Annotated in this window: 21 protein-coding genes and 1 pseudogene; 14 read left to right on the plus strand and 8 right to left on the minus strand. The window is 72.2% G+C overall.

Translation table 11 applies throughout. The features are described 5' to 3' along the window. Positions 1–35: 35 nt before the first annotated feature. The 6 genes from OG485_RS36995 (at position 36) to OG485_RS37020 (ending at position 9,144) form a co-directional block, all read left to right on the plus strand. The gene (locus tag OG485_RS36995) at positions 36–767 is read left to right on the plus strand and encodes a (2Fe-2S)-binding protein (protein ID WP_328672902.1); all 732 of its coding nucleotides are present in this window, start codon (positions 36–38) and stop codon (positions 765–767) included. A gap of 154 nt (positions 768–921) precedes the next feature. Beyond that, on the plus strand, positions 922–2,073 hold the full coding sequence (glgA, locus tag OG485_RS37000) for a glycogen synthase (RefSeq protein ID WP_328674794.1): 1,152 nt from the start codon (positions 922–924) through the stop codon (positions 2,071–2,073). 83 nt (positions 2,074–2,156) lie between these two features. After that, positions 2,157–3,386, plus strand: coding sequence for a glucose-1-phosphate adenylyltransferase (gene glgC, locus OG485_RS37005; protein ID WP_328672904.1), 1,230 nt, complete (start codon positions 2,157–2,159; stop codon positions 3,384–3,386). Between the two features lie 325 nt (positions 3,387–3,711). Continuing rightward, positions 3,712–6,045 (plus strand): GH92 family glycosyl hydrolase, encoded by a 2,334-nt coding sequence (locus OG485_RS37010; protein WP_328672906.1) that lies wholly within the window; start codon positions 3,712–3,714, stop codon positions 6,043–6,045. Between the two features lie 155 nt (positions 6,046–6,200). Then, positions 6,201–7,529, plus strand: coding sequence for a wax ester/triacylglycerol synthase family O-acyltransferase (locus tag OG485_RS37015; protein ID WP_328672907.1), 1,329 nt, complete (start codon positions 6,201–6,203; stop codon positions 7,527–7,529). Between the two features lie 100 nt (positions 7,530–7,629). Next, positions 7,630–9,144 carry an SDR family NAD(P)-dependent oxidoreductase gene (locus tag OG485_RS37020; protein ID WP_328672909.1) on the plus strand — a complete coding sequence of 505 codons (1,515 nt, stop codon included), beginning with the start codon at positions 7,630–7,632 and terminating at the stop codon, positions 9,142–9,144. Between the two features lie 9 nt (positions 9,145–9,153). Here OG485_RS37020 and OG485_RS37025 read toward each other — a convergent pair whose 3' ends face one another. Together OG485_RS37025 and OG485_RS37030 are read right to left on the minus strand one after the other, a co-directional pair. Continuing rightward, positions 9,154–9,975, minus strand: a complete 822-nt coding sequence (locus OG485_RS37025) for an SDR family oxidoreductase (RefSeq protein ID WP_328672911.1) — start codon at positions 9,973–9,975, stop codon at positions 9,154–9,156. A 103-nt stretch (positions 9,976–10,078) separates the two neighbouring features. Continuing rightward, positions 10,079–10,591 (minus strand): HD domain-containing protein, encoded by a 513-nt coding sequence (locus OG485_RS37030; RefSeq protein ID WP_328672912.1) that lies wholly within the window; start codon positions 10,589–10,591, stop codon positions 10,079–10,081. Positions 10,592–11,117: 526 nt separating this feature from the next. Between OG485_RS37030 and OG485_RS37035 the strand changes: the two genes are divergently transcribed. Continuing rightward, on the plus strand, positions 11,118–11,294 hold the full coding sequence (locus tag OG485_RS37035; RefSeq protein WP_328672913.1) for a hypothetical protein: 177 nt from the start codon (positions 11,118–11,120) through the stop codon (positions 11,292–11,294). Positions 11,295–11,499: 205 nt separating this feature from the next. Here the strand turns inward: OG485_RS37035 and OG485_RS37040 are convergent, their stop codons facing one another. Next, entirely contained in the window at positions 11,500–12,840 is a 1,341-nt protein-coding gene (locus OG485_RS37040) for an amidase (RefSeq protein ID WP_328672915.1), read from the minus strand. Positions 12,841–13,047: 207 nt separating this feature from the next. On the opposite strand from OG485_RS37040, the gene OG485_RS37045 reads away from it, so the two are divergent. Genes OG485_RS37045 through OG485_RS37055 form a run of 3 tightly spaced genes read left to right on the plus strand, consistent with a single transcriptional unit; the run spans position 13,048 to position 16,162 of the window. Then, positions 13,048–14,403 (plus strand): enolase C-terminal domain-like protein, encoded by a 1,356-nt coding sequence (locus OG485_RS37045; RefSeq protein ID WP_328672916.1) that lies wholly within the window; start codon positions 13,048–13,050, stop codon positions 14,401–14,403. Next, positions 14,400–15,164, plus strand: coding sequence for an SDR family NAD(P)-dependent oxidoreductase (locus OG485_RS37050; protein WP_328672919.1), 765 nt, complete (start codon positions 14,400–14,402; stop codon positions 15,162–15,164). Before OG485_RS37045 ends, OG485_RS37050 begins: the two co-directional genes overlap by 4 nt. After that, on the plus strand, positions 15,161–16,162 hold the full coding sequence (locus OG485_RS37055; RefSeq protein ID WP_328672920.1) for an aldo/keto reductase: 1,002 nt from the start codon (positions 15,161–15,163) through the stop codon (positions 16,160–16,162). Before OG485_RS37050 ends, OG485_RS37055 begins: the two co-directional genes overlap by 4 nt. A 19-nt stretch (positions 16,163–16,181) precedes the next feature. Here OG485_RS37055 and OG485_RS37060 read toward each other — a convergent pair whose 3' ends face one another. Both OG485_RS37060 and OG485_RS37065 read right to left on the minus strand, forming a co-directional pair. Next, the gene (locus OG485_RS37060) at positions 16,182–16,631 is read right to left on the minus strand and encodes a hypothetical protein (RefSeq protein WP_328672922.1); all 450 of its coding nucleotides are present in this window, start codon (positions 16,629–16,631) and stop codon (positions 16,182–16,184) included. 103 nt (positions 16,632–16,734) lie between these two features. Continuing rightward, positions 16,735–18,165: a lipase maturation factor family protein gene (locus tag OG485_RS37065; RefSeq protein ID WP_328672924.1), complete on the minus strand. Its 1,431-nt coding sequence runs from the start codon at positions 18,163–18,165 to the stop codon at positions 16,735–16,737. Between the two features lie 115 nt (positions 18,166–18,280). On the opposite strand from OG485_RS37065, the gene OG485_RS37070 reads away from it, so the two are divergent. The 3 genes from OG485_RS37070 to OG485_RS37080 all read left to right on the plus strand — a co-directional run bounded on the left by OG485_RS37070 (position 18,281) and on the right by OG485_RS37080 (position 22,679). Continuing rightward, complete coding sequence (locus OG485_RS37070; RefSeq protein ID WP_328672926.1) at positions 18,281–19,609, plus strand: DUF6777 domain-containing protein; 1,329 nt, start codon at positions 18,281–18,283, stop codon at positions 19,607–19,609. A gap of 78 nt (positions 19,610–19,687) precedes the next feature. Then, positions 19,688–21,763 (plus strand): SpoIIE family protein phosphatase, encoded by a 2,076-nt coding sequence (locus OG485_RS37075; RefSeq protein ID WP_328672929.1) that lies wholly within the window; start codon positions 19,688–19,690, stop codon positions 21,761–21,763. 55 nt (positions 21,764–21,818) lie between these two features. Beyond that, positions 21,819–22,679: an Fpg/Nei family DNA glycosylase gene (locus tag OG485_RS37080; protein WP_328672931.1), complete on the plus strand. Its 861-nt coding sequence runs from the start codon at positions 21,819–21,821 to the stop codon at positions 22,677–22,679. A 52-nt stretch (positions 22,680–22,731) separates the two neighbouring features. Here OG485_RS37080 and OG485_RS37085 read toward each other — a convergent pair whose 3' ends face one another. The 3 genes from OG485_RS37085 to OG485_RS37095 all read right to left on the minus strand — a co-directional run bounded on the left by OG485_RS37085 (position 22,732) and on the right by OG485_RS37095 (position 24,832). After that, entirely contained in the window at positions 22,732–23,412 is a 681-nt protein-coding gene (locus OG485_RS37085) for an anti-sigma factor family protein (protein ID WP_328672932.1), read from the minus strand. Between the two features lie 220 nt (positions 23,413–23,632). Next, positions 23,633–24,148 carry a hypothetical protein gene (locus OG485_RS37090; protein WP_328672934.1) on the minus strand — a complete coding sequence of 172 codons (516 nt, stop codon included), beginning with the start codon at positions 24,146–24,148 and terminating at the stop codon, positions 23,633–23,635. A gap of 135 nt (positions 24,149–24,283) precedes the next feature. After that, a complete protein-coding gene (locus tag OG485_RS37095) occupies positions 24,284–24,832 on the minus strand; it encodes a sigma-70 family RNA polymerase sigma factor (RefSeq protein ID WP_328672935.1) in 549 nt (182 codons plus the stop codon). 275 nt (positions 24,833–25,107) lie between these two features. Between OG485_RS37095 and OG485_RS37100 the strand changes: the two are divergent. Next, positions 25,108–25,923 (plus strand): annotated as a pseudogene (locus OG485_RS37100) (CapA family protein); the annotation flags it as partial. Positions 25,924–25,941: the final 18 nt, after the last annotated feature.

The raw sequence follows: 25,941 nt of genomic DNA on the forward strand, positions 1-25,941 counted from the left end.
GGTTACCCCTAGGGGGCTTGGTACTACTGCTCTTCGTGGACCTCGACCCCGGACTCAAGGCGCTCGACGCGCTCGGCGGATTCTTCGTACTACGCACCGGCGTACCGCCGCACGGCACCCTGCCCACCCTCGCGAACGCCTGGACGAACCCGCGATCCGGAACGGCGGGGGAGGTTTACGGAGATCCGGTAACTTTTCGTGTCCGCAAAGTCGCACAGAGTATCCGGGCGCCCGAACCGCGGGTCGCGGTCTCGGTGGCTCAGCAGGGTCTCGCGGCCCGCTTCTGGTCCATCGCCCTCGGCGCGGCCGCGCTCGGCGGCCGGGTGCCCGACCTCGATCCGGAACTCCTGAGCTGGGACCCGGACGCCAGTGCTCCCGACGACCTCTGGCTGCGCGAGGTCCGCTTCCGGCCCGTGGCCGATCTCGACGCGGTCGTGCGCGCCGGGCTCCTCGTACCGCTGAGCGCGGCCCTGCGCTCGCGCCATCGCGTCTCACCGGCCCTGCTGTGGGGCAACGCGGGCTCGGCCCTGGCCGGGACCGTCCGCCAGCTGGAGCGCTGGGCACGCGCCCACGGACGCCCGGACGTGGGCGAGCGGGCGAGGACGCTGGCCGGCGGGCTCTTCGCGCACCCCGACCTCTCCGGCACCCTCGACCCGGAGACGCTGCGCCGCCGCAGCTGCTGTCTGTACTACCGGGTGCCCGGTGGCGGAGTCTGCGGGGACTGCTGCTTCGAGCGCCCACCGCGCCCCGCGCCCGGCCGGACCTGACGAGGACGCCCGGCCGGACCCGGCACGGATGCCCGGCCGGCCCCGGCGCGGCGGCCAGGCCGGACCTGACACGGGCCTGCGTCTCGCGGTCTTCCGTATCGGCTTCAACTGAGTGACCATGAGGGGCACCAGCCGGCTAGGACGGGAGTTCTGTGTGCGCGTGGGACTGCTGACCCGGGAGTTTCCTCCGGACGTCTACGGCGGTGCGGGCGTCCATGTCGAGTTCCTCGCAAGGGAGTTACGCGCCCTCACCGAACTCGACGTGCACTGCTGGGGCGAGGGCGGCACCGGCGGAGTCGTCCGGCACCGTCCCTGGTCCGCGCTCGACGGCGCCAACGACGCCCTGCGCACCTTCTCCGTGGACCTCTCCATCGCCGCCGCGCTCGAAGGCCGCGATCTCGTCCACTCCCACACCTGGTACGCCAACCTCGCGGGACACTTCGGAAAGCTCCTGCACGGCATTCCGCACGTGATGACCGCCCACTCCCTCGAACCGCTGCGCCCCTGGAAGGCCGAGCAGCTCGGCGGGGGCTACGCCCTCTCCAGCTGGGCCGAGCGCACCGCCATCGAGGCAGCCGACGCCGTGATCGCCGTCTCCGGCGCCATGCGCGACGACATCCTCGGCTGCTACCCGGGCCTCGACCCGTCCAGAGTGCGCGTCGTGCACAACGGCATCGACACCGCCCTGTACCGGCCCGACCACGGCACCGACGTCCTGGAGCGGATCGGCCTGGACACCGCTCGCCCGTACGTCCTGTTCGTCGGCCGTATCACCCGGCAGAAGGGCGTGCCCCATCTGCTGCGCGCGGTACGGGACATCGACCCGGCCGCCCAGGTGGTGCTGTGCGCGGGCGCCCCCGACACCCCGGAGATCGACCGCGAGTTCCGCGACCTGTACCGGGAGTTGAGCGCCGTGCGGGACGGCGTGCACTGGATCCCGCAGATGCTGCCGCGGCCCGATGTCATCCAACTCCTCACCCGCGCGGCCGTGTTCGTGTGTCCTTCGGTGTACGAGCCGCTCGGCATCGTCAACCTGGAGGCGATGGCCTGCGGGACGGCGGTGGTGGCCTCGCGGGTCGGCGGCATTCCCGAGGTGGTCGAGCACGGCGAGACAGGCCTTCTCGTGCCGCTCCAAGGCGACTTCGAGGCGGGACTCGCGGCGGCCCTGGACTCCGTGCTCGCCGACCCCGGCACGGCCCGGCGGATGGGCGAGGCCGGACGGCGGCGCGCGGTGGGCGAGTTCGGCTGGGACGCGGTGGCCCGCAGGACCGTCCGGTTGTACGAGGAAGTCCTCAAAGCGGGGTAACCGTTCGGACAGGCGAACTTCAGGAACGCGGGGCGGGTCCGGACGGCCGGGCGCGGCCCGATCGGGCGTAGAGGGGCGGCGGCATGCGGCGCGGTGGGCGCGGTGGACCTTCGGTGCTGGGAATCGTACTGGCGGGCGGTGAGGGAAAGCGGCTGATGCCGCTCACCGCGGACCGGGCGAAACCGGCGGTGACCTTCGGCGGCACGTACCGCCTCGTGGACTTCGTCCTCTCCAATCTCGTGAACGCCGACATCCTGCGCATCTGCGTGCTGACGCAGTACAAGTCGCACTCGCTGGACCGGCACATCACCACCACGTGGCGGATGTCGAGCCTGCTCGGCAACTATGTGACCCCGGTCCCGGCCCAGCAGCGGCTCGGGCCCCGCTGGTATCTCGGCAGCGCGGACGCGATCCTCCAGTCGCTCAACCTGATCCACGACGAACAGCCCGAGTACGTCGCGGTGTTCGGCGCCGATCACGTCTACCGCATGGATCCCCGGCAGATGCTCGCCCAGCACATCGAGAGCGGTGCGGGGGTGACGGTGGCCGGAATACGGGTGCCGCGCTCGGAGTCGTCGTCCTTCGGCGTCATCACCCCCGGTTCCGACGGCCAGAGCGTGCGGGGCTTCCTGGAGAAGCCCGCCGACCCGCCGGGCCTCGCGGACGACCCGGGGTGCGTCTTCGCCTCGATGGGCAACTACATCTTCACCACCAAGGCCTTGGTCGAGGCGCTCCAGCGGGACGCCGAGGACGACAGCTCCGTGCACGACATGGGCGGTTCGATCCTGCCCGCGCTCACCGGCCGGGGCGAGGCGCAGCTCTACGACTTCAGCGACAACCACGTACCCGGCGAGACCACCCGCGACCAGGGCTACTGGCGCGACGTGGGCACCCTCGACGCCTACTACGACGCCCACATGGACCTGATCGCCGAGCGTCCCGCGTTCAATCTGTTCAACCGGAGCTGGCCCCTCTACACCAGCTCGGGGCAGCTCTCGCCGGCGCGTTTCAACGCCGGCGGCATCGCCAGCGAGTCCATCATCAGCGCGGGGTGCCTGATCCGCGGGCAGGTGACGCGGTCGGTGCTGTCGCCGGGCGTGGTCGTCGATCCCGGAGCGGTGGTGCAGGGATCGGTCCTGCACGACAACGTCAAGGTGGGGCGGGGCGCCGTGGTGCGCGGCGCGGTGCTCGACAAGAACGTCGAGGTACCGCCGGGCGCGACGATCGGCGTCAACCCGGAGCGCGACTCCGACCTCTACACGGTCTCCAAGGCCGGCGTGATCGCCCTGGGCAAGGGCCAGCGCGTGCCCTGACCGGGCCCGCGCGGTGCGCCACGGGCCGCCCAGGAAGGCCGGCCTCCGCCGCCGTGCCCTCGGGCACGGCGACTTCCGGCCGTTGTCAGCCCTCGCTTGTCATGTCCCTGGACTGGGTTCGGAATCCCGTGCTGTCATGCCAACTGCCGTCGATGACAACGTTGTACAACCCTGACAACGATGTCATCGCGTGGGGCGGTCCAGGACGCGCCGCGTCCCGACGCGACGCGTCACGCCGGATCCCTCCGGTTGCCCGGAAAGCGGGTCCCCCGCCCCGACCATGCATGAGGACAACGATGTCGATCACCCACCGGAGGTCTCCCGCATGAGATGGACCCGGCGCCTGCGCCTGTGCACGGCGGGACTGGTGACAGCCTCCGCGCTGTTCGCCCTGCCCACCGCACAGGCCGCCGAGCCGCGCGACGGCCAACTCACCGACCTGGTCAATCCGTTCATCGGCACCCAGAACGAGGGCAACACCTATCCCGGCGCCGCCGTGCCCTTCGGCATGGTGCAGTTCTCCCCGGACACCGGCCACAACACCGGCTACGACCATTCCCAGAACCACATCCGCGGCTTCTCCCTCGTCCACCTCTCGGGTGTCGGCTGCGGCCTCGGCGGCGACCTGCCCGTCCTGCCCACGACGGGGGACATCACCCGGACGGACGACGCGCAGTACGCGGCGGAGTTCGGCCACGACACCGAGGAGGCGCACCCCGGCTTCTACCGGGCGGACCTGAAGTCCGGGATCGGGGCCGAGCTGACGGCCACCGCGCGCACCGGAGTGCAGCGCTACACCTTCCCGGCCACCGACAAGGCCAACGTGCTGCTGAACGCGGGCCAGTCGCTGCACCGGACGGTCGCGACCAAGGTCGAGATCCTGGACGACCGGACCGTCCGCACGGCGATCACCGGCAGCGGCTTCTGCCAGGGGACCGGGCCGTACACGGTGTACACGATCACCCGCTTCGACCGGCCGTTCACCACCTCGGGCACCTGGAACGGCGACACCGTCACCGAGGGCTCCAAGGAGACGGCCGGCACGACCGGGCGCACTGGGGCCTTCGTGCGCTTCGACACCACCGGGGACCGCACGGTCGAGGCGACCACCGCGCTGTCGTACGTGGACGCCCGCGGTGCGGCCGTCAACCTCCGTTCCGAGGGCGGCCGTTCCTTCGACGCGGTCCGCGCGGCCGCCCGCCGCGCCTGGGAGGACCGGCTCGACGACGTCCGGGCCGAGGGCGGCGCCGACACCCTGCGCCGCACCTTCTACTCGTCCCTCTACCGTTCGTTCCTCGCGCCCAACATCGGCAGTGACGCCGACGGCCGCTACACCGGCTGGGACCAGCGGATCCACCGGGCCAAGGGTTTCACGTACTACCAGAACTGGTCGCTGTGGGACACCTACCGCACCCAGTCGCAGCTGCTCGCCCTGCTGGCGCCGCGCGAGGCGCGGGACATGGCGATCTCCGTCCTCAGGATCGACGAGGAGAGCGGCTGGCTGCCCAAGTGGGGCTACGGCACCGTCGAGACGAACATCATGACCGGCGACCCGGTCACCCCGTTCCTCACCAACGCCTACCAGCAGGGCCTGCTCGAGGGGTACGAGGAGCGGGCGTACCGCGCGCTGAGGAAGAACGCCGACGGTGTGCCGCCCGCCGACTCGCCGGCCGTGGGCCGCGAGGCCAACAGGGAGTACATCGCGAACGGCTTCGCCCCCTACGTCAAGGGCCGCCCGCACGCCAAACCCGGCGACTCGGACTACGACCACGGCGCCTCCACGACCCTGGAGTACGCCCTGTCGGACGCCGTGCTCGGCGCGATGGCACGGGACCTCGGCCACGACGAGGACGCGGCGCGCTACCTGGCGCGCTCCCAGAACTACCGCACGATCCACGACCCTTCGACCGGCTTCTTCCGCGCCCGGGACGCCGACGGGGCCTTCACCGGACCCGCCGACCCGGCCCAGAGCGTCGGATTCCACGAGGGCACGTCCTGGCAGTACCAGTGGCTCGTGCCGCAGGACCTGCCGGGCATGGTCGACCTGATCGGCGGCAAACAGGCCGCCAACGACCGGCTCGACGCGTTCTTCGCCTACGGGCAGTTGCTGAAGGACCCCGCGAAGACAGCCCGCGAGGTCTGGGTCAACGGCCCGTACGCCTACTACAACGCCGACAAGTACAACCCGCAGAACGAGCCCGACCTGATCGCCCCGTACACCTACCTGTCCACCGGGCAGCCCTGGAAGACGACCGACGTCGTGCACGCGGCGCTGACCCTGTTCACCGACGCGCCGACCGGCATGACCGGCAACGACGATCTCGGCACGATGTCCGCCTGGAACGTCCTGTCGTCCATCGGGATCTTCCCGGTGCAGCCCGGCTACGACACCTGGGGTCTGTCCACGCCCGTCTTCGAGCGGGTCGACCTCACCCTCGACCGGCGCTACTACCCGCGCGGTGCCCTGACGGTCACGGCGCCGGGCACCTCGGACACCGACCGGTACATCCGGTCGGCCCGCCTCGACGGCTCGTCGTACGGTCGTACGTATCTGACGACCGGCACGCTGAAGGGCATCCGGTCCCTCGGCTTCACGGTCGGTCCGGAGCCGTCCGAGTGGGGAACGGCCGCCTCGGCGGCACCTCCGGTCCTGAAATGACGTCCCACCCGTCCTGAGGCGGGCCGGTCCCGTCCCTCGTCCGAGGGGCGGGACTTAATCCGCTGTTAACTGTGCGTAACTTGATCGTACTTGACCGTAATCACCAGTCCGGGTTTGACTGCAAGTCCACCCGTCGTCGACGCGAGAGCAAGCCTTTGATCTCCGACCTCCTCGCACCACTCGACCTGGCGTTCTGGAACATCGAGTCCGACCGGCACCCGATGCACCTCGGAGCCCTCGGTGTCTTCGCCGCGCACTCGCCCACCGCCGGCGCCCACGCGGCGGACCTGCTCGCGGCCCGAGCCGCCGCCGTCCCCGGGTTGCGCATGCGCATCCGCGACGTGTGGCAGCCCACCGCACCCCTCGCCTTCGGCGGCGCGGCCCGCGAGCCCGCGCCCGACTTCGAGCCGCTGGACCACGTCCTGCTCCACAAGCCGACCGCCGACTTCCACGCCGAGGCCGGCCGGCTCATGGAACGCCCGCTGGAGCGCGGCCGTCCCCCCTGGGAGGCGCACGTGCTGCCCGGCGAGGACGGCACGTCCTTCGCGGTGCTCTTCAAATTCCATCACGCGCTCGCCGACGGGCTCAGGGCGCTGATGCTGGCCGCCGCCATCATGGACCCGATGGACCTGCCGGAACCCCGCCCGCGCCCCGCCGAACCGCCCCGAGGGCTCTTCCCGGACGTCCGCAAGCTGCCGGGTCTGCTCCGCGGCACCCTGTCCGACGTGGGCCGCGCCCTCGACATCGGCACGTCGGTGGCCCGCGCCACACTCGGCGCGCAGTCCTCGCCCGCCCTCACCTCGTCGCCCACCGGCACCCGGCGCACCGCCGGGGTGGTCATCGACCTCGACGACGTGCACATCGTCCGCAAGACCGTCGGCGGCACCGTCAACGACGTCCTGATCGCCGTCGTCGCGGGCGCCCTGCGCCGCTGGCTCGACGAGCGCGGCGACGGCAGCGAGGGAGTCTCCCCGCGCGCCCTGATCCCCGTCTCCCGGCGCCGGCCGCGCACCGCGCAGCCGCAGGGCAACCGGCTCTCGGGCTATCTGATACGGCTTCCCGTCGACGACCCGGACCCGCTCGGCCGGCTGCGTGCCGTACGGACGGCGATGGACCGGAACAAGGACGCCGGACCCAACAGGGGCGCGGGAGCCGTCGCGCTGCTCGCCGACCACGTGCCCCCGCTCGGGCACCGGCTCGGCGGCCCGGTCGTGGGCCAGGCCGCACGGCTGCTGTTCGACATCCTCGTCACCAGCGTGCCGCTGCCCAGCCTCGGGCTGAAGCTCGGCGGCTGCCCGCTCACCGAGGTCTATCCCTTCGCCCCGCTGGCCCGCGGCCAGGCCCTCGCGGTGGCCGTCTCGACCTACCGGGGCAAGGTCCACTACGGGCTGCTGGCCGACGCCGAGGCCGTTCCCGACCTCGATCTGCTGGCCCGTTCCCTGGCCGAGGAGGTGCGCGTACTGATCACCGCTTGCACGCCATGATCACAACGGGTTTGGTGCCGCGCGCGATTGGTCCGTAAAATTCCGCCTTCGAAAGCGAGCGCGGTTTCGAACGCGGCGCACAACCCGAGGAACGGCAGCGATGACGGTGACAGAGGACGGCCGGGCGACCCCCGCCGTGGACACGACAGATGTGGCGGACATCGCGTTCGGTCCCGGCATCGACCCCGAGCGGCTGGCCGTCTGTCTCAGCGTGCTCGACGAACTCGAGAAGATCGACGTCGACCACCCCGACGCCATCGCCGTGCGCCGCGCCACCGCCGGCGTCTACCGGACCGTGAAGCAGCGCCGCCGCCAGGAGCGCCGCGCCGCCAAGACGGCCCACGACAAGCAGGTCACCGAGTCCACCGCGACCGGCTCCGCCCAGCGCATCGACGACGAGACCGAGGGCATCCTGCCGTCGTCGGTGACGGAGGAGGGCAGGATCGCGGGGATACTCCAGCGCCCGCGCTCCTGCTACACCTGCAAGACGCGGTACGTCGAGGTCGACTACTTCTACCACCAGCTCTGCCAGGACTGCGCCGCCCTGAACCGCTCCCGCCGCGACGCCCGCACCGACCTCACCGGCAAGCGGGCGCTGCTCACCGGCGGCCGTGCCAAGATCGGCATGTACATCGCGCTGCGCCTGCTGCGTGACGGCGCGCACACCACGATCACCACGCGCTTCCCGAACGACGCGATCCGCCGCTTCAAGGCCATGGACGACTCGGCGGACTGGATCCACCGCCTGGAGGTCGTCGGCATCGACCTGCGCGACCCGGCCCAGGCCGTGGCCCTGGCCGAACGCGTCGCCGGGCAGGGCCCGCTCGACATCCTGATCAACAACGCCACGCAGACCGTGCGCCGGCTGCCGTCCGCCTACGCCGCGCTCGTCGAGGGCGAGAGCGCGCCGCTGCCGGCCGGTGAACTGCCCGCCCGCGAGATCATCGGCGCCTTCAACTCCGGAGCGGTCGACGGACTGACCGCGCTGCCCGTCGGCGTCTCCGGTCTCGACGCGCAGAAGGTGGCCGACCTCGCCCTGGTCGCCGGCAACGCCAGTGTGGTCCGCCACCGCGACGGCACCGCCATCGACGCGGGCGGTCTGCTCCCCGACGTCGTCGACAGCAACACCTGGGTGCAGACCATCGAGCAGATCTCCCCGGTCGAGCTGCTCGAGACCCAGCTCTGCAACTACACGGCGCCGTTCATCCTGATCAGCCATCTGCGGCCGCAGATGGCCGAAGCCGCCCGCGCGGCCGCCGCGGGGCGCGCCTACGTCGTCAACGTCTCCGCGATGGAGGGCGTGTTCGGCCGCGGCTACAAGGGCGCGGGACACCCGAACACGAACGCAGCGAAGGCCGCCATGAACATGGTGACCCGCACCAGCGCCCAGGAGATGTTCCAGACCGACGGCATCCTGATGACCTCGGTCGACACCGGCTGGATCACCGACGAGCGCCCGCACTACGACAAGCTGCGCCTGGCCGACGAGGGCTTCCACGCCCCGCTCGACCTCGTCGACGGCGCGGCCCGCGTGTACGACCCGATCGTCCGCGGCGAGCTGGGCGAGGACCTGTACGGCGTCTTCCTGAAGGACTACGCGCCCGGCAAGTGGTAGGAGCGCCGGTCACGGCGCGGACCCTCGCCCGTCGGGGGTCCGCGCGCGCAGCCGTTCGTGGACGGCGTGGGCGGGGGAGCCCGGGTAGGCCGCTCTCACCCGCGTTCCCCCGTCGACCAGCAGATCGGCACCGGTGATCCACCCGGCCGCGTCGGAGGCCAGCCAGGTCACGGCGCGGGCGACGTCCTCGGGCTGTCCGATGCGGCCGAGCGGGAGCCCGGCGCCCAGTTCGTCCTCGGAGTCCTCCCAGACGAAGCGGGCCATCTCGGTACGGACGAGGCCGGGGGAGACCGAGTTGACCCGCACCTTCGGGGCCAGCTCGCCGGCCAGCTGCCCGGTCAGATGGAGCAGGGCGGCCTTGCTGGTGCCGTACGCGCCGACCTGGGGGCCGACGTGTCCGGCGCCCTCCGTGCAGACATTGACCACGGCCCCGCCGTGCTCGCCCATCCAGGCCCGCCAGGCGCACTGCACCAGTCGCAGCGGTGCCTCGACGTTCACGGCGAACGCGTCGCGCCAGCGATCGGGGTCGGCGTCCATGAGCGGGCCGTAGGGCTGGTTGGTCGCCGCGTTGTTGACCACGATGTCCAGGCGTCCGAAGGCTCGCAGGGTCACCGCGGTCAGTTCCGTCAGATGCGCTCCGTCGGTGACGGAACCGGCGAGGCCGATGCCGCCGACCTGTCCGGCCGCGTGCCGCACCGCGTCCGGGTCCCGCGCGCTCACGCACACGCGCACCCCCGACGCGGCGAGCGCCTCGGCGACGGCGAGACCGATGCCGCGGGAGGCGCCGGTGACGATGGCGGCCCTGCCCTCCAGACCGTACGGCGACGTCATCCGCGTACCGTCTCATGACGGGCCGTCAGCCGACAGGCCCTGGCGGCGGACGCTTCCGGCGACCGCTCCCGGCGGCCGGGCGCGGGTCGCGCGCCGGCGCCTGTCAGTCCGCGGCTCCCAGTCGCGCGGAACGTTCCGCCACCAGCTCCAGCAGGGTGCGCCAGTCCTCCAGTTCCCCGGCGTACAGGCCGGGGACCTTGCCGGCGTCGTCCGCCTGCCGCAGGGTCACCGCGTCCTCGGCCAGCGGGTCGTGCTCGAACGCGGCCGCCAGATAGCGCCCCGCCTCGACGTGCAGCCGGACGAGACCGGAGACGCGCTCGCCGAGGAGCGGCCGTACCGCGTCGGCGGCCAGGTCGGCGTGCCCGGCGTCGTCACCCGGCCTGAGCAGATGCCCGATGTCGTGCACCAGGCCCGCGACCTGGAGTTCCTTGTCGCTGGGGTGGCCCCGGCGCAGCAGTGCGGCGGTCTGCAGGGCGTGGTCGTGCAGATCGACGGGGTCGCACATGGGCGTTCCCCCGCCCGGGTGAGGCCGGGAGTGGGTGAGCTCGGGAATGTCGTGGACGCCCCGGCAGGCGTGCAGCAGGTTCATCAGCTCCTCGACGCTGCGCAGCTCCATGCGTCAGTCCTCCCGCGAGAAAGGCCGTTGCCGTGCGACAGCACAGCATGGCCTCCTTGCGAACCGGCCAACGGGAACTGAACTGCGTGACGCCTTCGAGCCGGATGCGCGCGACGGCCGTCGGCCGATGGTGACCCACGCGTGCCCGTGACATGCCCCGACGCCCCTGTCCAGGGGCGATATTGAGCCGAATGGGTGGTCGCGAAGAGGGCATCATGTTTCAAATCGCCGCAGATCGTGGCCTGATGGGCTCTGGAAGACGTGTGACAGTAACCTCACGTTTTCAGCCCCATAGAGCGGGGGGCTGCTCATTTGGTTAGGCTGTAGCCGACGGACAGACTTACTGGGGTCCACCCACACCCACGGTCCGTCCCGGGACAAGCCGGTCACCACGGCCTGCTCTCACACGAGTTACCGGCGCCACCGCGTCCCTAACTGCTTCGACTCATACCCGAGCGCCGTCAGGCGACCCGAGAGCACCGGGCCCTAACGTCCCGAGGGTGACCCGACACATAAGGAGTGCGCGGTGACACCAGAGAAGACGAATCTCGATCAGGGCCCCAAGGAACACAGGGAGCACCTCGGCGGTGGGTCCGACACCAAGCTCGGAAGCCTGGACGTGTGGGCCAGGTCCGCCCCGATCCGCCTCGCGGGCTACGAGGACGACCTCGCCGAGCCCCACATCCTGCCCAGCGTCGACTGACCGACGCCAGGAGCCGGCGCGACCGGTTCCGGCACGGGAGTGCCGGAACCGCGCTCATGCCGAACACGAGAAGCGAAGCCGCGGCCGACGACCGGCCGCGGCTTCGACGTGTGACGCCACCTCCCGTCGGGCCGACAACGCCTCCCGGCCGGGCGACGCCACCTTCCAATCCGGCGACAACGCCCTCCGTCCGGACACCCCGCTCCTAGCCGAGCGGAGCCGTACGCCGCCACGGGTGCAGTACCTCGAGCTGGCCGGCCACATCGAGCAGAGCCGCCTCGGAGCCGGGCAGGCCGACGAGCTGGACGGCACAGGGGGCGCCGCCCGGAAGCCTTCCGAACGGAACCGACATCGCGGGCCAGCCGGTGAGGTTCCACGGCGGGGTCATCGGCGAGTAGTTGGTGTTGGCCAGGACATTGCGCAGCCAGCCCCGCTTGTGCCAGTCGGCGGAGGCGGGAGCGCGCCGGGCGAGCGCCGGGGTGAGCAGCACGTCGTACTCCGCGAAGAACGTCGCCAGACGTCCGCGCAACTGCTCGCGGCGCTCCCCCTTGCGGACACCCGTCACGAAGCGGCGGCCGACCGCGGCGTGCACGCGGGTGCGCCGGGCCAGCCTGCGCGGGTCGAGGTCCTCGGCGTCCACGGCGGTGCCCGCCGTCCAGTGCGCGAGCGAGGTCGTGCTCAGCCAGAGCGGGTACGGCGGGTTCGCGGTCCGCACCCGGTGACCCGCCTCGGCCAGCAGGGCGGCGGCCTCCCGGGCCGCGTTCGTATACGGCCGCGTGACGTGGATTCCGGCCAGCGGGCTGCGCACCGAGACGGCGATCCTGCGGGTGGCGGGCTCCGCGGGCGGGGCCGGCTCGATGTCCGCGAGGAGGGCGAACATCAGCCGCGCGTCCTCGACCGTCGTGGCCAGCGGGCCGTTCTCCGACATGCCGAACCAGTCGCCGTGACCGATCCCGGCGGGGATCACCCCGTGGCCCGGCTTCAGGGTGACCAGACCGCAGTTGGCGGCGGGGATGCGCAGCGAGCCCATGCCGTCGTTGCCGAGCGCGATCGGCACCATCGCGGAGGCGACCGCCGCGGCGCTGCCACCCGAGGAGCCGCCCGCCGTGCGGGACAGGTCCCAGGGGTTGCGGGCGTTGCCGTACACGCCCTCCGTGGTGCCGAAGACGCAGAGTTCGGGCACGTTCGTCAGGCCCACCACGACGGCGCCCGCCGCCCGCAGCCGGGCCACGGTGACGTGATCCTCGTCGGCGGGCGTGTCCGGGGTCGCGGCGGAGCCGTTGCGGGTCTGCTCGCCGCGCACCGCGAGGTTGTCCTTCACCGCCACCGGCACACCCGCCAGGGGGAGCCGGCCCAGGTCCCTGCCGGCCAGCTCGTCGGCCTCCGCGAGGGCGGCCCCGGCGCGGACCGTACGGAAGGCGCCGACGCGCCCGTCGAGGCGTTCGATCCGCGCGAGGTGTTCGGCCACCACCTCGCGGGGGGTGACCCTCTTCTCGCGTACGGCTGCGGCGATCTCGGTGGCCGTCCGGCCGGGCCAGGTGGTCACGGGCGCTCCTCACTCGTTTCGTACTGGTGAGTAGTTACGGGAGCACTCTGCCCGCAGTCCGGGCGCCGCGTCGAGGCTCCGGGCCCCCGGCCTTCGGGCCGAAACGCGTCCGACGCTGTACGCGGAGGGGTACCGGGGGAGATCCTCGGGACCGAGCATTCCTCCGCGCCCGGCCTTGGACCCCTGTCGCCGACGGAAAGGCACGCCGTGCCCCCGACCTCCGCCCGCGTCGTCGCGGTCGACACCCACGACATCCGCTTCCCCACCTCGCGCGCGTTCGACGGCTCGGACGCGATGAACCCGGACCCCGACTACTCGGCCGCGTACGTCGTGCTGCGCACCGACGCACCCGACGGAGCCGAGGGCCACGGCTTCGCCTTCACCATCGGGCGGGGCAACGACGTCCAGGTCGCCGCGATCGACGCGCTGCGAGGACACGTCCTCGGACGGTCCCTCGACGAGCTGTGCGCCGACCCCGGCTCCCTCTCCCGGGACCTGGTCGGCGACAGCCAACTGCGCTGGCTCGGACCCGAGAAGGGCGTGATGCACATGGCGATCGGCGCCGTCGTCAACGCCGTGTGGGATCTGGCCGCACGACGCGCGCACCGACCGCTGTGGCAACTGCTCGCGGAGGCCGATCCCGAATGGCTCGTCGGCCAGGTCGACTTCCGCTACATCACGGACGCGCTGACGCCCGAGGAAGCGCTGGAACTGCTGCGCCGGGGCAGGGAAGGCGCCGAGGAGCGCGCCGCGGCCCTGCGCGCACACGGCTTCCCCGCCTACACCACCTCACCCGGCTGGCTCGGCTACAGCGACGAGAAGCTGACCCGCCTGGCCGTCGAGGCCGTCGCCGGGGGCTTCCGGCAGATCAAGCTGAAGGTGGGCGCGGACCTGGAGGACGACCTGCGCCGCTGCCGCGCCGCCCGTGCCGCGGTGGGCCCGGACATCCGTATCGCCGTCGACGCCAACCAGCGCTGGAACGTGGACGAGGCGATCACCTGGACCAAGGCGCTCGCAGAGTGCCGGCCCTACTGGATAGAGGAGCCGACCAGCCCCGACGACATCCTCGGCCATGCCGCCGTGCGCGCGGCGGTGGCCCCCGTCAAGGTCGCCACCGGCGAACACGCCCACAATCGCGTCGTCTTCAAGCAGCTGCTCCAGGCGGGTTCCCTCGACATCCTCCAGATCGACGCCGCCCGGGTCGGCGGAGTCAACGAGAACCTCGCCATCCTGCTCCTCGCCGCCAAGTTCGGCGTCCCGGTCTGCCCGCACGCCGGAGGTGTGGGCCTGTGCGAACTCGTCCAGCACCTCGCGATGTTCGACTTCGTCGCCCTGTCCGGCACCACCGAGGACCGCGTCATCGAGTACGTCGGCCATCTGCACGAGCACTTCACCGAACCGGTGGTGATCCGCGACGGCCACTACGCCGCGCCCACCGCGCCGGGCTTCTCCGCCGCGATGCGGCCCGAGTCCGTCGCGGAGTTCAGCTATCCCGGCGGCACGTTCTGGGCCGCCGACCTCGCCCGGCGGACCGCCGACGACCCGAAGGGAAACGCCGTATGACGGACTCTCAGGACTTCGACGGACTCAAGGCGCTGGTGACCGGGGGCGCTTCGGGGATCGGCCGGGCCGCCGCCGGTCTCCTCGCGGCCCGCGGCGCCCGGGTCGCCGTCCTGGACCTCGATCCATCGGCCGTCGAAAAGCCCCTGACCGGCTACCGGGCCGACGTCACCGACGACGCCTCCGTGCGCGCGGCCGTGGCCGCTGCGGTCGCCGACCTGGGCGGGCTCGACATCCTGGTCAACAACGCGGGCATCGGCGCCCGCGGCACCGTCGAGGACAACGACGACGTGGAATGGCACCGGGTCCTGGACGTCAATCTCCTCGGCATCGTGCGGACGACCCGCGCCGCCCTTCCCCACCTGCGGGAGTCCGCGCACGCGGCCATCGTGAACACCTGCTCGGTCGCGGCCACGGCGGGGCTGCCCCAGCGGGCGCTGTACTCGGCGTCCAAGGGCGCCGTCCTCGCTCTGACCCTGGCCATGGCGGCCGACCACGTCGGCGAAGGCATCCGCGTCAACTGCGTCAACCCCGGCACGGTGGACACCCCGTGGGTCGGCCGGCTCCTGGACGCCGCTGCCGACCCGGCCGCCGAGCGCGCCGCGCTGGAGGCCCGCCAGCCCACCGGCCGTCTGGTGTCGGCACCGGAAGCCGCGGGCGCCATCGCCTACTTGGCGAGCCCGCTGTCCGGATCCACCACCGGCACCGCGCTCGCGGTGGACGGCGGGATGCAGGGCCTGCGGCCGCGCCAGGCGGTCCGGTGAACTCCCTCGGCGCCGACGGCGTCCCCGTCAGCGCGCTGTCCTTCGGCGCCGCCGGTATCGGCAACCTGTACACCGAGGTCACCGACGAGCAGGCGTACGACGCGGTCGACGCCGCCTGGACGAGCGGCATCCGTTACTTCGACACCGCCCCGCACTACGGTCTCGGCCTCTCCGAACGGCGCCTGGGCACGGCCTTGCGCGACCGGCCCCGCGCCGAGTACACCGTCTCGACGAAGGTGGGCCGCCTCCTGGAGCCCGTGGACACCGGCGGCGACGACCTGGCCGACGGCTTCGCGGTGCCCGCCACGCACCGCCGCGTATGGGACTTCAGCGCCGACGGCGTACGACGGAGCCTGGACGCCAGCCTCGGCCGGCTCGGCCTGGACCGTGTGGACGTCGTCTACCTCCACGACCCCGACGACCACGCCGAGCAGGCCTTCCGCGAGGGCTACCCCGCGCTGGAGGAACTGCGCTCGCAGGGTGTGGTCGGCGCGATCGGCGCGGGCATGAACCAGACGGAGATGCTCACCCGCTTCGTCCGCGAGACGGACGTCGACGTGGTGCTGTGCGCGGGCCGCTACACCCTCCTGGACCACGGCGCGCTCACCGAACTGCTGCCCGCCGCCCAGGACCGCGGCACCTCCGTCGTCATCGGCGGCGCCTTCAACTCCGGCCTGCTGGCGGACCCGCGCCCCGGAGCGACGTACAACTACACCGGCGCCCCAGGCGAGTTGCTGGACCGTGCCCTGCGCCTGAAGGTGATCGCCGAGCGGCACGGTACGACCCTGCGCGCCGCGGCCCTGGCCTTCCCGGCCGCCCACCCCGCCGTGGCGAGCGTCCTGGCAGGCGCCCGTTCGGCGGCCGAAGTCCGCGACTGCGCCGAGCAGTTCGCGACGCCCGTGCCCCCGGACTTCTGGCGCGAACTGCACACGGAAGGCCTGCTGCCCGCCGCCGCACCCCTCCCCGGACGGGAGACGACCCGCGTCCACCGCGCCTGATCCCGGTCCGTCGGCGGCGTCAGCCAAGGGCAGCGCCGCCGAGGTCGAGCACCAGCCGGTTCCCCCAGTCGTTGGTGAAGGCGGCGCTCATGCCCTCGTAGCGCACTTCGACGAACGGGTTGGAGCGGAACATCACGGCGATCCACCGCAACGAGCGGTCGGTGTCCAGACGGGCGAGATGACCGATGTTGCCCGTCCCGCCACCCCCGCCGGACATCCACCCCGATCCGTCCGGCAGCGGGCTCTCGAAACACGTGTCCACCCCGTCGACGCCGTGTTCCTGAAGAGCCCGGGCCACATCGACCGGTCCTCCGACACGGAAGGGAATCGGCTGCCCGGCATCCGGGTGGTAAGCCCCCGGACCCTCGACATGGAGCTCCAGACCCGTGTCGTCCGGCCGGTACAGCCCGTCGCGGAGCGGCATCTCCCCGGCCTTCCAGAGCCCTTCGACGATTCCCGCCGTTCCCATGACCCACCCCATCGCCCACGCACACTTCGGATCGCGGCCTCCGGCGCGCCGGCCACCGGCTCACTCACCGCCCATGATCACCGATCGCCGCGAAACCAGGCGGCTAGTACGGAACCCTTCGCTCGGCGGCGCCCTCCAGCCGGGTCGGCGGGAGGAAGTCGCGCACGTAGGTCCGGTGCCAGCACGCGCCCGTCTCGCGGAGCTCGTTCCACGTCGTGTACCGGTAGCGGAAGAGGCGGGCGCGAATGTAGCGGGGCGGGGCGTCGGCGGGGAACGGGGAGCGGCGGAGGAGTCGCAGGGTGTCACGGTCGTTCTCCAGGAGCCGTTCCACGAGAGCCGAGAACCAGGTGCCGGCGTAGCCGGGAGACAGCGCCACGAACCACATCAGCCAGTCGAGCCGCAGATGGTACGGAGCGAACTGGCGCGGCCAGTACCGCGGATCGCCGGGCTTGCCCCTGAACTCGTACTCCCGCCAGTCCGCGTCCTCGCGCGGCACCTCGTCCGCCGTGCCCTCGACGATCACCTCGTGACGCACCCGGCTGACGCTGCCGAACGCCCCGTAGGTGTTGACCAGGTGGAGCGGGTCGAAGGAGCGGTTCATGACCTGGCGCGGGGAGACCATGTTGCGTGCCGGACGGTAGCCGAGGGCCAGCAGGCCGGCGGCCACCACGAGGACGACCACCTCGTACCAGAGCGGCGGGGCGGCGACGTGCGGCGCGGTGGCGGGCAGTTCGGTCACGCTCAGGGCGAGCACGATCGTCGTCCAGTTCAGCCAGGCGAAGTTGCCGGAGAGGACCAGCCACAACTGGGTCAGGATCATCAGCGAGGCCGCCGCCGTCGCGACCGGCTGCGGAGTGAACAGCAGCACGGGGAGCACGAGTTGAGTGAAGTGGTTCGCGGCCACCTCGATCCGGTGGAACGGCCTGGGCAGATGGTGGAAGAACCAGCTCAGCGGACCCGGCATCGGCTGGGTCTCGTGGTGGTAGTAGAGGCAGGTCAGGTTCCGCCAGCAGGCGTCGCCCCGCATCTTGATCAGCCCCGCGCCGAACTCCACCCGGAACAGCACCCAGCGCATGAGGAACAGCACGACGACCGGTGGCGCGACCTCGTCGTTGCCGAGGAACACCGCGAGGAAGCCCACCTCCAGCAGCAGCGACTCCCAGCCGAACGAGTACCAGGTCTGGCCGACGTTGACGACCGACAGGTACAGGGCCCACGGGACGAGCCACAGCAGCATCGCCCCCCAGAGCGGCAGATACCCGTCGAGCCCGGCGGCCAGCGCCGCCGACACCGCGCAGCCCGTCCAGCACCAGGCGGCGAAGAAGCGGTCCGAGTAGCGCCAGTGGAAGACACTCGGCGCGTCCCGGAACGCGACGTGCCGCACGAAGCGGGGCACCGGCAGCATCCCGCGTTCCCCGGTCAGCGCACGGAACTGCAGGGCCGCGCCCAGGAACGCGACCAGATACAGCACGGCCAGCCCCCGCTGGAACACCAGCCGGCTCAGCCAGTAGTCGGGTGCGACGAACCACTCCATGGCGGGTGCTCCTCTCCCCTCCATTGTGACGCTGGGTGACCGATTTCCGCTTGCGTGCGCCAAGAGAGTGACGCAGACAATGAGGCACCAACTGCCCGGGACGGACGGGAGAGACGTGGTGCACATACCCACCAGGACCTTTGTCGCGACCTGCGCGTTCGCGGCGGCACTCCTTGTCGTCGCGGGCTGTGGCGCCGGTGGCGGGGGCACGGCGCCGAACGGATCCACCGGCGGCGAGGTGTTCCTCCAGCCCCTCGCGGTCCAGGGGCCCGACCCCTTCACGGCGCCCACCGACACCGCCCCCGCGCCCCCGCCGTCCGTCACCCGAACGCCGCAACCGTCGCCCACCGGCACCCGGGGGGCGCGCACCGTCTCGGGTGCCACCCCGGGCCTGTACGGCGGCACCCGCAACGCCGGCAGCTGCGATGTCGCCCAGCAGATCAGGTTCCTCGCCGCCGACCGGGCCAGGGCCCGCGTCTTCGCCGAACTCTCCGGGATCTCCCCGGAGTCCGTCCCGGACTATCTGCGCGGGCTCACCCCGGTCGTGCTCCGCGCCGACACCGGCGTCACGGACCACGGGTTCGCCGCGGGGCAGGCCACCGGCTTCCAGGCCGTCCTCCAGGCCGGCACGGCCGTCCTCGTCGACGACCGGGGCGTACCCCGGGTCCGCTGCGCCTGCGGCAACCCGCTGGGCCGGCCGACAAAGGCCGACGGGAACCCGGACACCCGGGGCAGGCCCTGGAGCTGGTACCGGCCCGCCCAGGTCGTGACGGTGACGCCGGCGCCCGCCGTCATCACCGACATCACGATCGTCGACGTCGCCGACCACACCTGGATCGAGCGGCCGGTCGGGTACGAGGGCCACCGGCACGACCACGCCGTACCGCCGCCCGAGAGCCCGGACCCGCTGCCGCACGACTCCGCCACCGCGCGCGAGCCCTCCGCCGGCACCTCCCCGGGCGGCCGGAGCCCGTCCCCCGACGCCTCCGCGTCCGACTGCCCCACGCCGACCGCGACGGTGACGCCGACACCGGGGACAGGGGAGGGCACCCCGGACGAGAGCACCGGGCCGGACACCGCGCCCACCGCCGTGCCGACGGACGGCGCCGCCATGGACGTGGCCGGGCCGGGCCGCTCCGCGCGCCCGAGTGCCGAGCCCTCGCACTGCCCCTCGGCCACCGTCACGGCGGCGCCGACGACGGCGCCCGCGACCACCGCGGCCCCCTCGGGCGACGCCACGGCTCCGCCGACTGGCCCGGCCGACCCCGGCCGCTCCGGCTCACCGGAGCCCCCGGCACCGCGGGAACCGTCCGACGGGCCGGGCACCCCCACCGAGGACACCGGCCCGGACAGCCCCGAGGCACCCGACGGCGGGCTGATCCCCGACGGGCCGACCGGTCCGGACAGCGTCTTCGACGTCTCGGCCGACACCCCCGGCAGGTGAACGCCCTCACGTCCGGGGGGCCCGGAACGAGGCCCCCCAGAAGTCGAACAATCGGGCAAATACTGGCATGGTGGCCCCATGGTTGATCGGGGAGCGAGCGCCCTGTCACTCCCGGACGACTGGCCCGCCCACCCGGATCCGATCCTGGCGCTCAACCGCATGGGCAGCTTCGACTGGGACCTGGACACCGGTCTGATGCAGATGGACGCCCAGGCCCACGAGGTCTTCGACATGCGCCCGGACGAATACGACGGGCAGCCCGCCACCCTGGGCATACGTGTCCCGCCGGCCGAGGCGCGGCGGCTCGACACGATGGTCTCCCACGCCCTGAAGGACGGCAGCGAGAACTACGGCGCCTACTTCCGTATCCGCCGCCGCGACGGAGCTGTGCGCTGGACCCACACCCAGGGCTACATCCGCCGCGACGACAACGGCCGGCCGCGCCGCATCATCGGCATCGTCCGTGACGCCACGGCGGAGCTCGACGAGAGCGCGGCGCGCCGTGAACAGGCCGCCCAGAACGAGGTACGGCGCCAGCAGACCAGCGTCGTCCAGCTCACCACGGCCGCGCTGGCCCACGCCGTCACCGTGCAGGACGTCATCGACGTGCTCCAGGACACCCACGGCCTCACCCACCTCGGGGCGGCCAGCCTGGTCATGGGCCTGGTGGAGTCCGGCCGTATCCGCATGGTCGCCACCGGCCCCGAGCACAGCTACGTCCCCGGCACCCGGGTCACCCGCCTGGACGCGCAGTACCCGATGAACGAGGTCGTACGGACCCTCGCACCGCACTTCATCGAGTCGCCCGAGGAGTTCGCCGAGTCGTATCCGCTCCTGTGGCCGAACATCACCGGCCTGAAGATCACCTCGGCCGCCTATCTGCCGCTCATCGTGCAGGCGCGCCCCATCGGCGCGATCGGCCTGCTCTACAACGACCGGCACGGTTTCTCGGAGGACGAGCGCAACGTCCTCGTCGCGCTCGGCAGCAGCATCGCCCAGAGCCTCCAGCGGGCCATGTTCTTCGAGCAGGAGAAGGACCTCGCCCAGGGCCTGCAGCAGGCCATGCTGCCGCGCTCCATCCCCAGCGTGAGCGGCGCCGACATCGCCGTCCGCTACCGTTCCGCCTCGCTCGGCCGCGACATCGGCGGCGACTGGTACGACCTGATCCCGCTGCCCGGCGGACGCGTCGGCGCCGTCATCGGCGACGTCCAGGGCCACGACACGCACGCCGCCGCCGTCATGGGCCAGCTGCGCATCGTCCTGCGCGCCTACGCCGCCGAGGGCCACACCCCGGCCACCGTGATGGCCCGTGCCTCGGTCTTCCTCCACGAACTCGACACCGACCGCTTCGCGACCTGCCTGTACGCCGAGATCGACCTGTCCACCGGGGTGACCCAGCTCGTCCGGGCCGGCCACATCGACCCGCTCGTCCGCTCCACCGACCGGACCTGCCGGCGGCTGCCCCTCGAAGGCGGCCTGCCGCTCGGCCTGTCCGCCGAGTTCGGACGCCTCGAATACCCGGTCTCCACCGTCGAGCTCGACCCCGGACACACCCTGCTGCTGTGCACCGACGGGCTCGTCGAGGAGCCGGGCGTCGACCTCGACGACGGCATGCGCATCCTCGGCGAACTCATCCGCGGCGGCCCGGACGACGTCAGCGACCTCGCCGACCGGCTCATCGACATGGCCGAGGACCGCGGCGGCGACGACGACGTCGCCCTGCTGCTCTTGCGCCGCCACGGGCTGATCGACCAGCGCTCGGGCGGACGCCTCCAGCAGCATGTGGCGCCCGGCGACCCGGAGGCGCTCAGCGAGGCCCGCCACATGATCCGGGCCGCCGTCCGCGCGTGGGGAGCCCGGGACCGGGCCGACGAGATCGAGCTGGTCGCCGACGAACTGATCACCAACACCCTCATGCACACCGAGGGTTCGGCCATCGTCACCCTGCGCGTCCTGTCCGGATCCGACCGCAGACTGCGCGTCGAGGTCGAGGACTCCTCCAGCGCGCTGCCGCGCCGCCGCGAGGCGGGCGAGTCCGGTGTCTCGGGCCGCGGACTGCTGCTCGTCGACCGCCTCACCGACGTGTGGGGTGTCGAGGCGCGCGGCGGCGGCAAGGTCGTGTGGTGCGAGTTCATGGTCGGGGAGCGCACCTGACGTCCGGCGCCGTCCGGTCCCGGGCGTCGTCGGCGCCGGATGGCACTCTGGACGTGTGCCGGAACTGCCCGAGGTCGAAGCGCTCAAGGATTTCCTGGCCGAACGTCTCGTCGGCCGCCGCGTCGTGCGCGTGCTGCCCGTCGCCGTCAGCGTCCTGAAGACGTACGACCCTCCCGTCTCCGCCCTGGAGGGGCGCGAGGTCACGGCCGTCCGCCGGTTCGGCAAGTTCCTGGACATCGGCACGGACGGCCCGCACCTTGTCACGCATCTGGCCCGCGCGGGCTGGCTGCACTGGAAGGACATACTCCCCGACGGCCCGCCCAAGCCCGGCAAGGGCCCCCTCGCGCTGCGTGTCGCGCTGGAGACCGGCGAGGGCTTCGACCTCACCGAGGCGGGCACCCAGAAGCGGCTCGCCGTGTACGTCGTCGAGGACCCGGAGCGGATTCCCGGCGTGGCGCGGCTCGGCCCGGACCCGCTCGCCGACGACTTCGACGAGAAGCGGTTCGCCGGGCTGCTCCAGGGCGAGCGGCGCCGGCTCAAGGGCGCGCTCCGCGACCAGAGCCTGATCGCGGGTGTGGGCAACGCCTACAGCGACGAGATCCTGCACGCCGCCCGGATGTCCCCCTTCAAGATCGCCTCCTCGCTGACCCCCGAAGAGACCCGGCAGCTGTACGAGGCGCTGCGCGGCACGCTCGCCGAGGCGGTGGAGCGCTCCCACGGGCTGGCCGCCGGGCGGTTGAAGTCGGAGAAGAAGAGCGGTCTGCGCGTGCACGGGCGAACGGGGGAGTCCTGTCCTGTGTGCGGTGACACCATCCGCGAGGTCTCCTTCAGCGATTCCTCGTTGCAGTACTGCCCGACCTGCCAGACGGGCGGCAAGCCGCTGGCGGACCGGCGGATGTCCCGGCTGCTCAAGTAGACGGACCGTGCGGGCGGTCCCTCGGTGCCCCGGGCGGTGAAACGGGTTTCGCTCAGGGGGAGTTGAGCGTCACGAGGTGTTCGCCGTCCGCCGTGCGCACCTCGAACCGGCGGATCTCGTCGGACCGCATCGACGAGCCGCCCTGCATCGTGAGGGGGGCCTCGTTGTCCGCGGGCTCCATCCAGCTCGTCACCGACTGCTCCGAGCCGTCCTTGCCGATGGCGACGAGCTCGCAGGAGCGGGGACCCTTGGCGTCCTTGACCTCGACCTCGATGTCGCTGCCCCAGAGCCGCTCGCGGGTCGTCACCTGGGCCCAGACGCCGGTCTCCGCGTCGGTCCTGGCCATCTGGCTCGACGGGGGGTCGGCCGCGGCGACCGTGCCCTTGGGGGAGTCGTGACCGACGACGAGCGCGAGCGCGGGTCCGCCCGTCGCGAGGACCACGGAGGCGGCCAGGGCGAACAGGAGGCGCCGGCGCCGGGCCCGGTTGCGCGTGGCCACCTCGCCGAGCAGCCGGTCGAGCAGCCGCGGCCCGGGGGCGGCGAAGGGGTGGACGCTGCGCGGCGTCGACCGCCGGTACAGCATCAACTGCCGTGTGGCAGGGCGGTACTCGCTGACGAACGCCGTGCACTGAGCGCACTCCACGAGGTGGTCCTCGAAGCGGAAGGCTTCCGCCTCGCCGAGCACGCCGAGCGCATAGGCGCCGACGTCGCGATGCCGTTCCAGGGACCTCATACCGAATACCGAATCCTCGTGGCGTTGGTGCGGACTGTGAGTGGTGTTGCTGTTGCCCACGGGTACGCATCAGACCGTCGAATCACTCAAGACTCGTCAGGAATCGGGGTCAAGACGTTCGGAGCGGGGGCGCTCGCGGATTGGTGCGAGCACCGGGGAATTGTTCCCGGCGCGGTCGCGGCCGCCGCCGGAAGTGATTCCGGCGCGGTCACGGCCGCCCTCAGAAGAGGTGGATGGCCAGATGCCCGAGCGGCAGCCCCAGCCGCCAGGCCGCCGTCCACACCTGGGGGCCGTCGTCCTCACCAGGCACGGAGCCGCCGCCGGGCACCGCGTCCAGGTCCGGAGCGAGCAGTTCCGTCTCCTCCAGCCACCGCCAGGCCGCGGACGCCAGCTCCAGATCGGGATCGGGCCCGGCGCATCCGGTGGACTCGGCCGCGCGCTGCGCCAGGTGCTCGCGCACCCAGGTGTGCCAGGGCTGGTCGTACGCCGTGAGCGAAAGCCAGGTCTCCAGCTGGGTGATGACCCGGATCCCGGAGAGTTCGCCGCTGCTGTCGGACAGGAAGATCGTCAGCGCGAGGGCGTCGCGCCCGGCGCGGAACTCGAAGGAGGTGGGCGGCATCAGGTCGCCCGTCCGCAGCAGTTCGTCGGCGATGTACTCGGCGTACAACCAGGCCATGGGTACGGTGAGTTCGCCCCCACCGGTGCCGTCCGTGCTCTCTTGCCCTCTGTGCAGCATCCCTTCCTGCCTTCCTCCGGTGCGTGCGCGTCGCCCGACCCCGGGCCCCAGTCCGGAAAACGGATGAGGCAAGCTGATTGCTCAACCATGGTCCTCGGCAAGGCGCTTTACGGAGGTTTGACTAAGCCTTCGGTTTCACCGCAGGTCGGCCGCGTATCCCGGAAGAACCCGGCGCAGGGCGCGCAGCGCGTAGTACGCGCGGGACTTCACCGTACCGGGCGGAATCCCGAGCGCCGCGGCGGCCTCCGCCACACTGGCCCCCTGGAAGTACACCAGCACCAGGACTTCACGGTGTTCGGGAGTGAGTGTCTTCACAGCCTCTCGCACATCGAGTGCCGCCGCCGAGCGTTCGGCGTGATCGGCACAGACCCGCGCGTTGTCGAGGATCGCGTCACCGACCTCCGGAGGCCGTGCCTGCCGGGCCCGCCGCGCGTCGATGGCCAGCCTCCGCCCGACGGTCAGCAGCCAGGGCCGTACGGAGTCGAAGTCGTCGGCGCGCAGGGCCTCTGGATGCTGCCAGGCGCGGACGAACGTCTCCTGCACCAGGTCCTCGGCGCGCTGGCGGTCGCCGTCGGACAGGCGCAGCAGCAGGGCGAAGAGGGGGCGGCCGTGCTCGCGTTGCAGCGCGGCCAGCTCGTGCTCGGCGGTCGTCCTGCGGGTGATGGTGGTGGTTCCGGCCGTCATGGCGTGTATGCCAGCGCCCCGGGCCCCGCGCGGACAGACCGGGGACACGGTTGTGCGGTGGGCGGTCGAAGCGGTCGGCGAACGGTGCGCCGAACGGTCGGCCGAGGTGGAGCCGCGGATTCCGGGACTGCCGTGTTCGTACCGCCGTTCGCCCCGGCGGGCATGCCCGTGAACGCCGAACGGGTGAGCCTCGGTGGTGTCTCCTTGACCGCGGGCGGCCCGTATACGTGGATGCGTATCTATTAGTAAGTAAATGCGACCGCATGGGGCCCGGCATGATCACACGCGCGCGACAGATCCATCTGGCCCTCGCGGCCGCCCTCATCGCGGCCGCGGTGACCAGCCAGGCCCACGACACGGCCGCGCGGCACCCCGGCGGGAGGCCCGGACCCCCAGCCGCCCGCGCCTTCACCCTCGTCGCCGGCGGCGGCGTCCTGCCGGACAGCTCGGTCCTCGAACGGGCCGGCTCCGACGCGGGAGGCACCGGATACGACTTCCGGCCCATGCTCGCCGGCGTCCAGCCCCTCGTCTCCCGGGCCGACCTGGCGATCTGTCACCTGCGGACCGTGCACGACACCGAAGGCGACCCCACCGGCCCGTCCGTCTCCAAGTCCCCTCCCGAGGTGGCCGAGGGGCTCGCCGCCACGGGCTACGACTCCTGTTCCACCGCCTCCAGCCACACGCTGGACGACGGCGCCGACGGAGTCCGGCTCACCCTGGACGCGCTGGACCGGGCGGGCGTGCGGCACCCGGGATCGGCCCGCGGCGAGCGGGAGGCGACCGCCGTCACCCTGATGCGGGCGGGCGGCGCCCGCGTCGCGCATCTCGCGTACACCGACGACACCGACGGGCATCCGCTGCCGCAGGGACAGCCCTGGGCGGTCGGCCCGACCGACCCCGCCCGGATCGTCGCGGACGCCCGGGCCGCCCGGAGAGCCGGCGCCGACGTGGTCGTCGTCTCCCTCGGCTGGGGAGCCGAATGGCAGGACGGGCCGGACGAGCGCCAACTGTGGCTGAGCAGACAGCTCACCGCCTCCCGCACCGGCGGCCGGCCCGACATCGACCTGATCCTCGGCACCCGGGGCCATGTTACACGTACAGGCGTACGT

It is taken from the genome of Streptomyces sp. NBC_00328, assembly GCF_036139655.1.
GTDB lineage: Bacteria > Actinomycetota > Actinomycetes > Streptomycetales > Streptomycetaceae > Streptomyces.

Bases quoted from the DNA above. Each gene is read 5' to 3' on its own strand.
- glgC (WP_328672904.1), top strand. From the start codon at position 2,157: ATGCGGCGCGGTGGGCGCGGTGGACCTTCGGTGCTGGGAATCGTACTG.
- OG485_RS37010 (WP_328672906.1), top strand. From the start codon at position 3,712: ATGAGATGGACCCGGCGCCTGCGCCTGTGCACGGCGGGACTGGTGACA.
- OG485_RS37020 (WP_328672909.1), top strand. From the start codon at position 7,630: ATGACGGTGACAGAGGACGGCCGGGCGACCCCCGCCGTGGACACGACA.
- OG485_RS37025 (WP_328672911.1), bottom strand. From the start codon at position 9,975: ATGACGTCGCCGTACGGTCTGGAGGGCAGGGCCGCCATCGTCACCGGC.
- OG485_RS37030 (WP_328672912.1), bottom strand. From the start codon at position 10,591: ATGGAGCTGCGCAGCGTCGAGGAGCTGATGAACCTGCTGCACGCCTGC.
- OG485_RS37050 (WP_328672919.1), top strand. From the start codon at position 14,400: ATGACGGACTCTCAGGACTTCGACGGACTCAAGGCGCTGGTGACCGGG.
- OG485_RS37060 (WP_328672922.1), bottom strand. From the start codon at position 16,631: ATGGGAACGGCGGGAATCGTCGAAGGGCTCTGGAAGGCCGGGGAGATG.
- OG485_RS37065 (WP_328672924.1), bottom strand. From the start codon at position 18,165: ATGGAGTGGTTCGTCGCACCCGACTACTGGCTGAGCCGGCTGGTGTTC.
- OG485_RS37075 (WP_328672929.1), top strand. From the start codon at position 19,688: ATGGTTGATCGGGGAGCGAGCGCCCTGTCACTCCCGGACGACTGGCCC.
- OG485_RS37085 (WP_328672932.1), bottom strand. From the start codon at position 23,412: ATGAGGTCCCTGGAACGGCATCGCGACGTCGGCGCCTATGCGCTCGGC.
- OG485_RS37090 (WP_328672934.1), bottom strand. From the start codon at position 24,148: ATGCTGCACAGAGGGCAAGAGAGCACGGACGGCACCGGTGGGGGCGAA.
- OG485_RS37095 (WP_328672935.1), bottom strand. From the start codon at position 24,832: ATGACGGCCGGAACCACCACCATCACCCGCAGGACGACCGCCGAGCAC.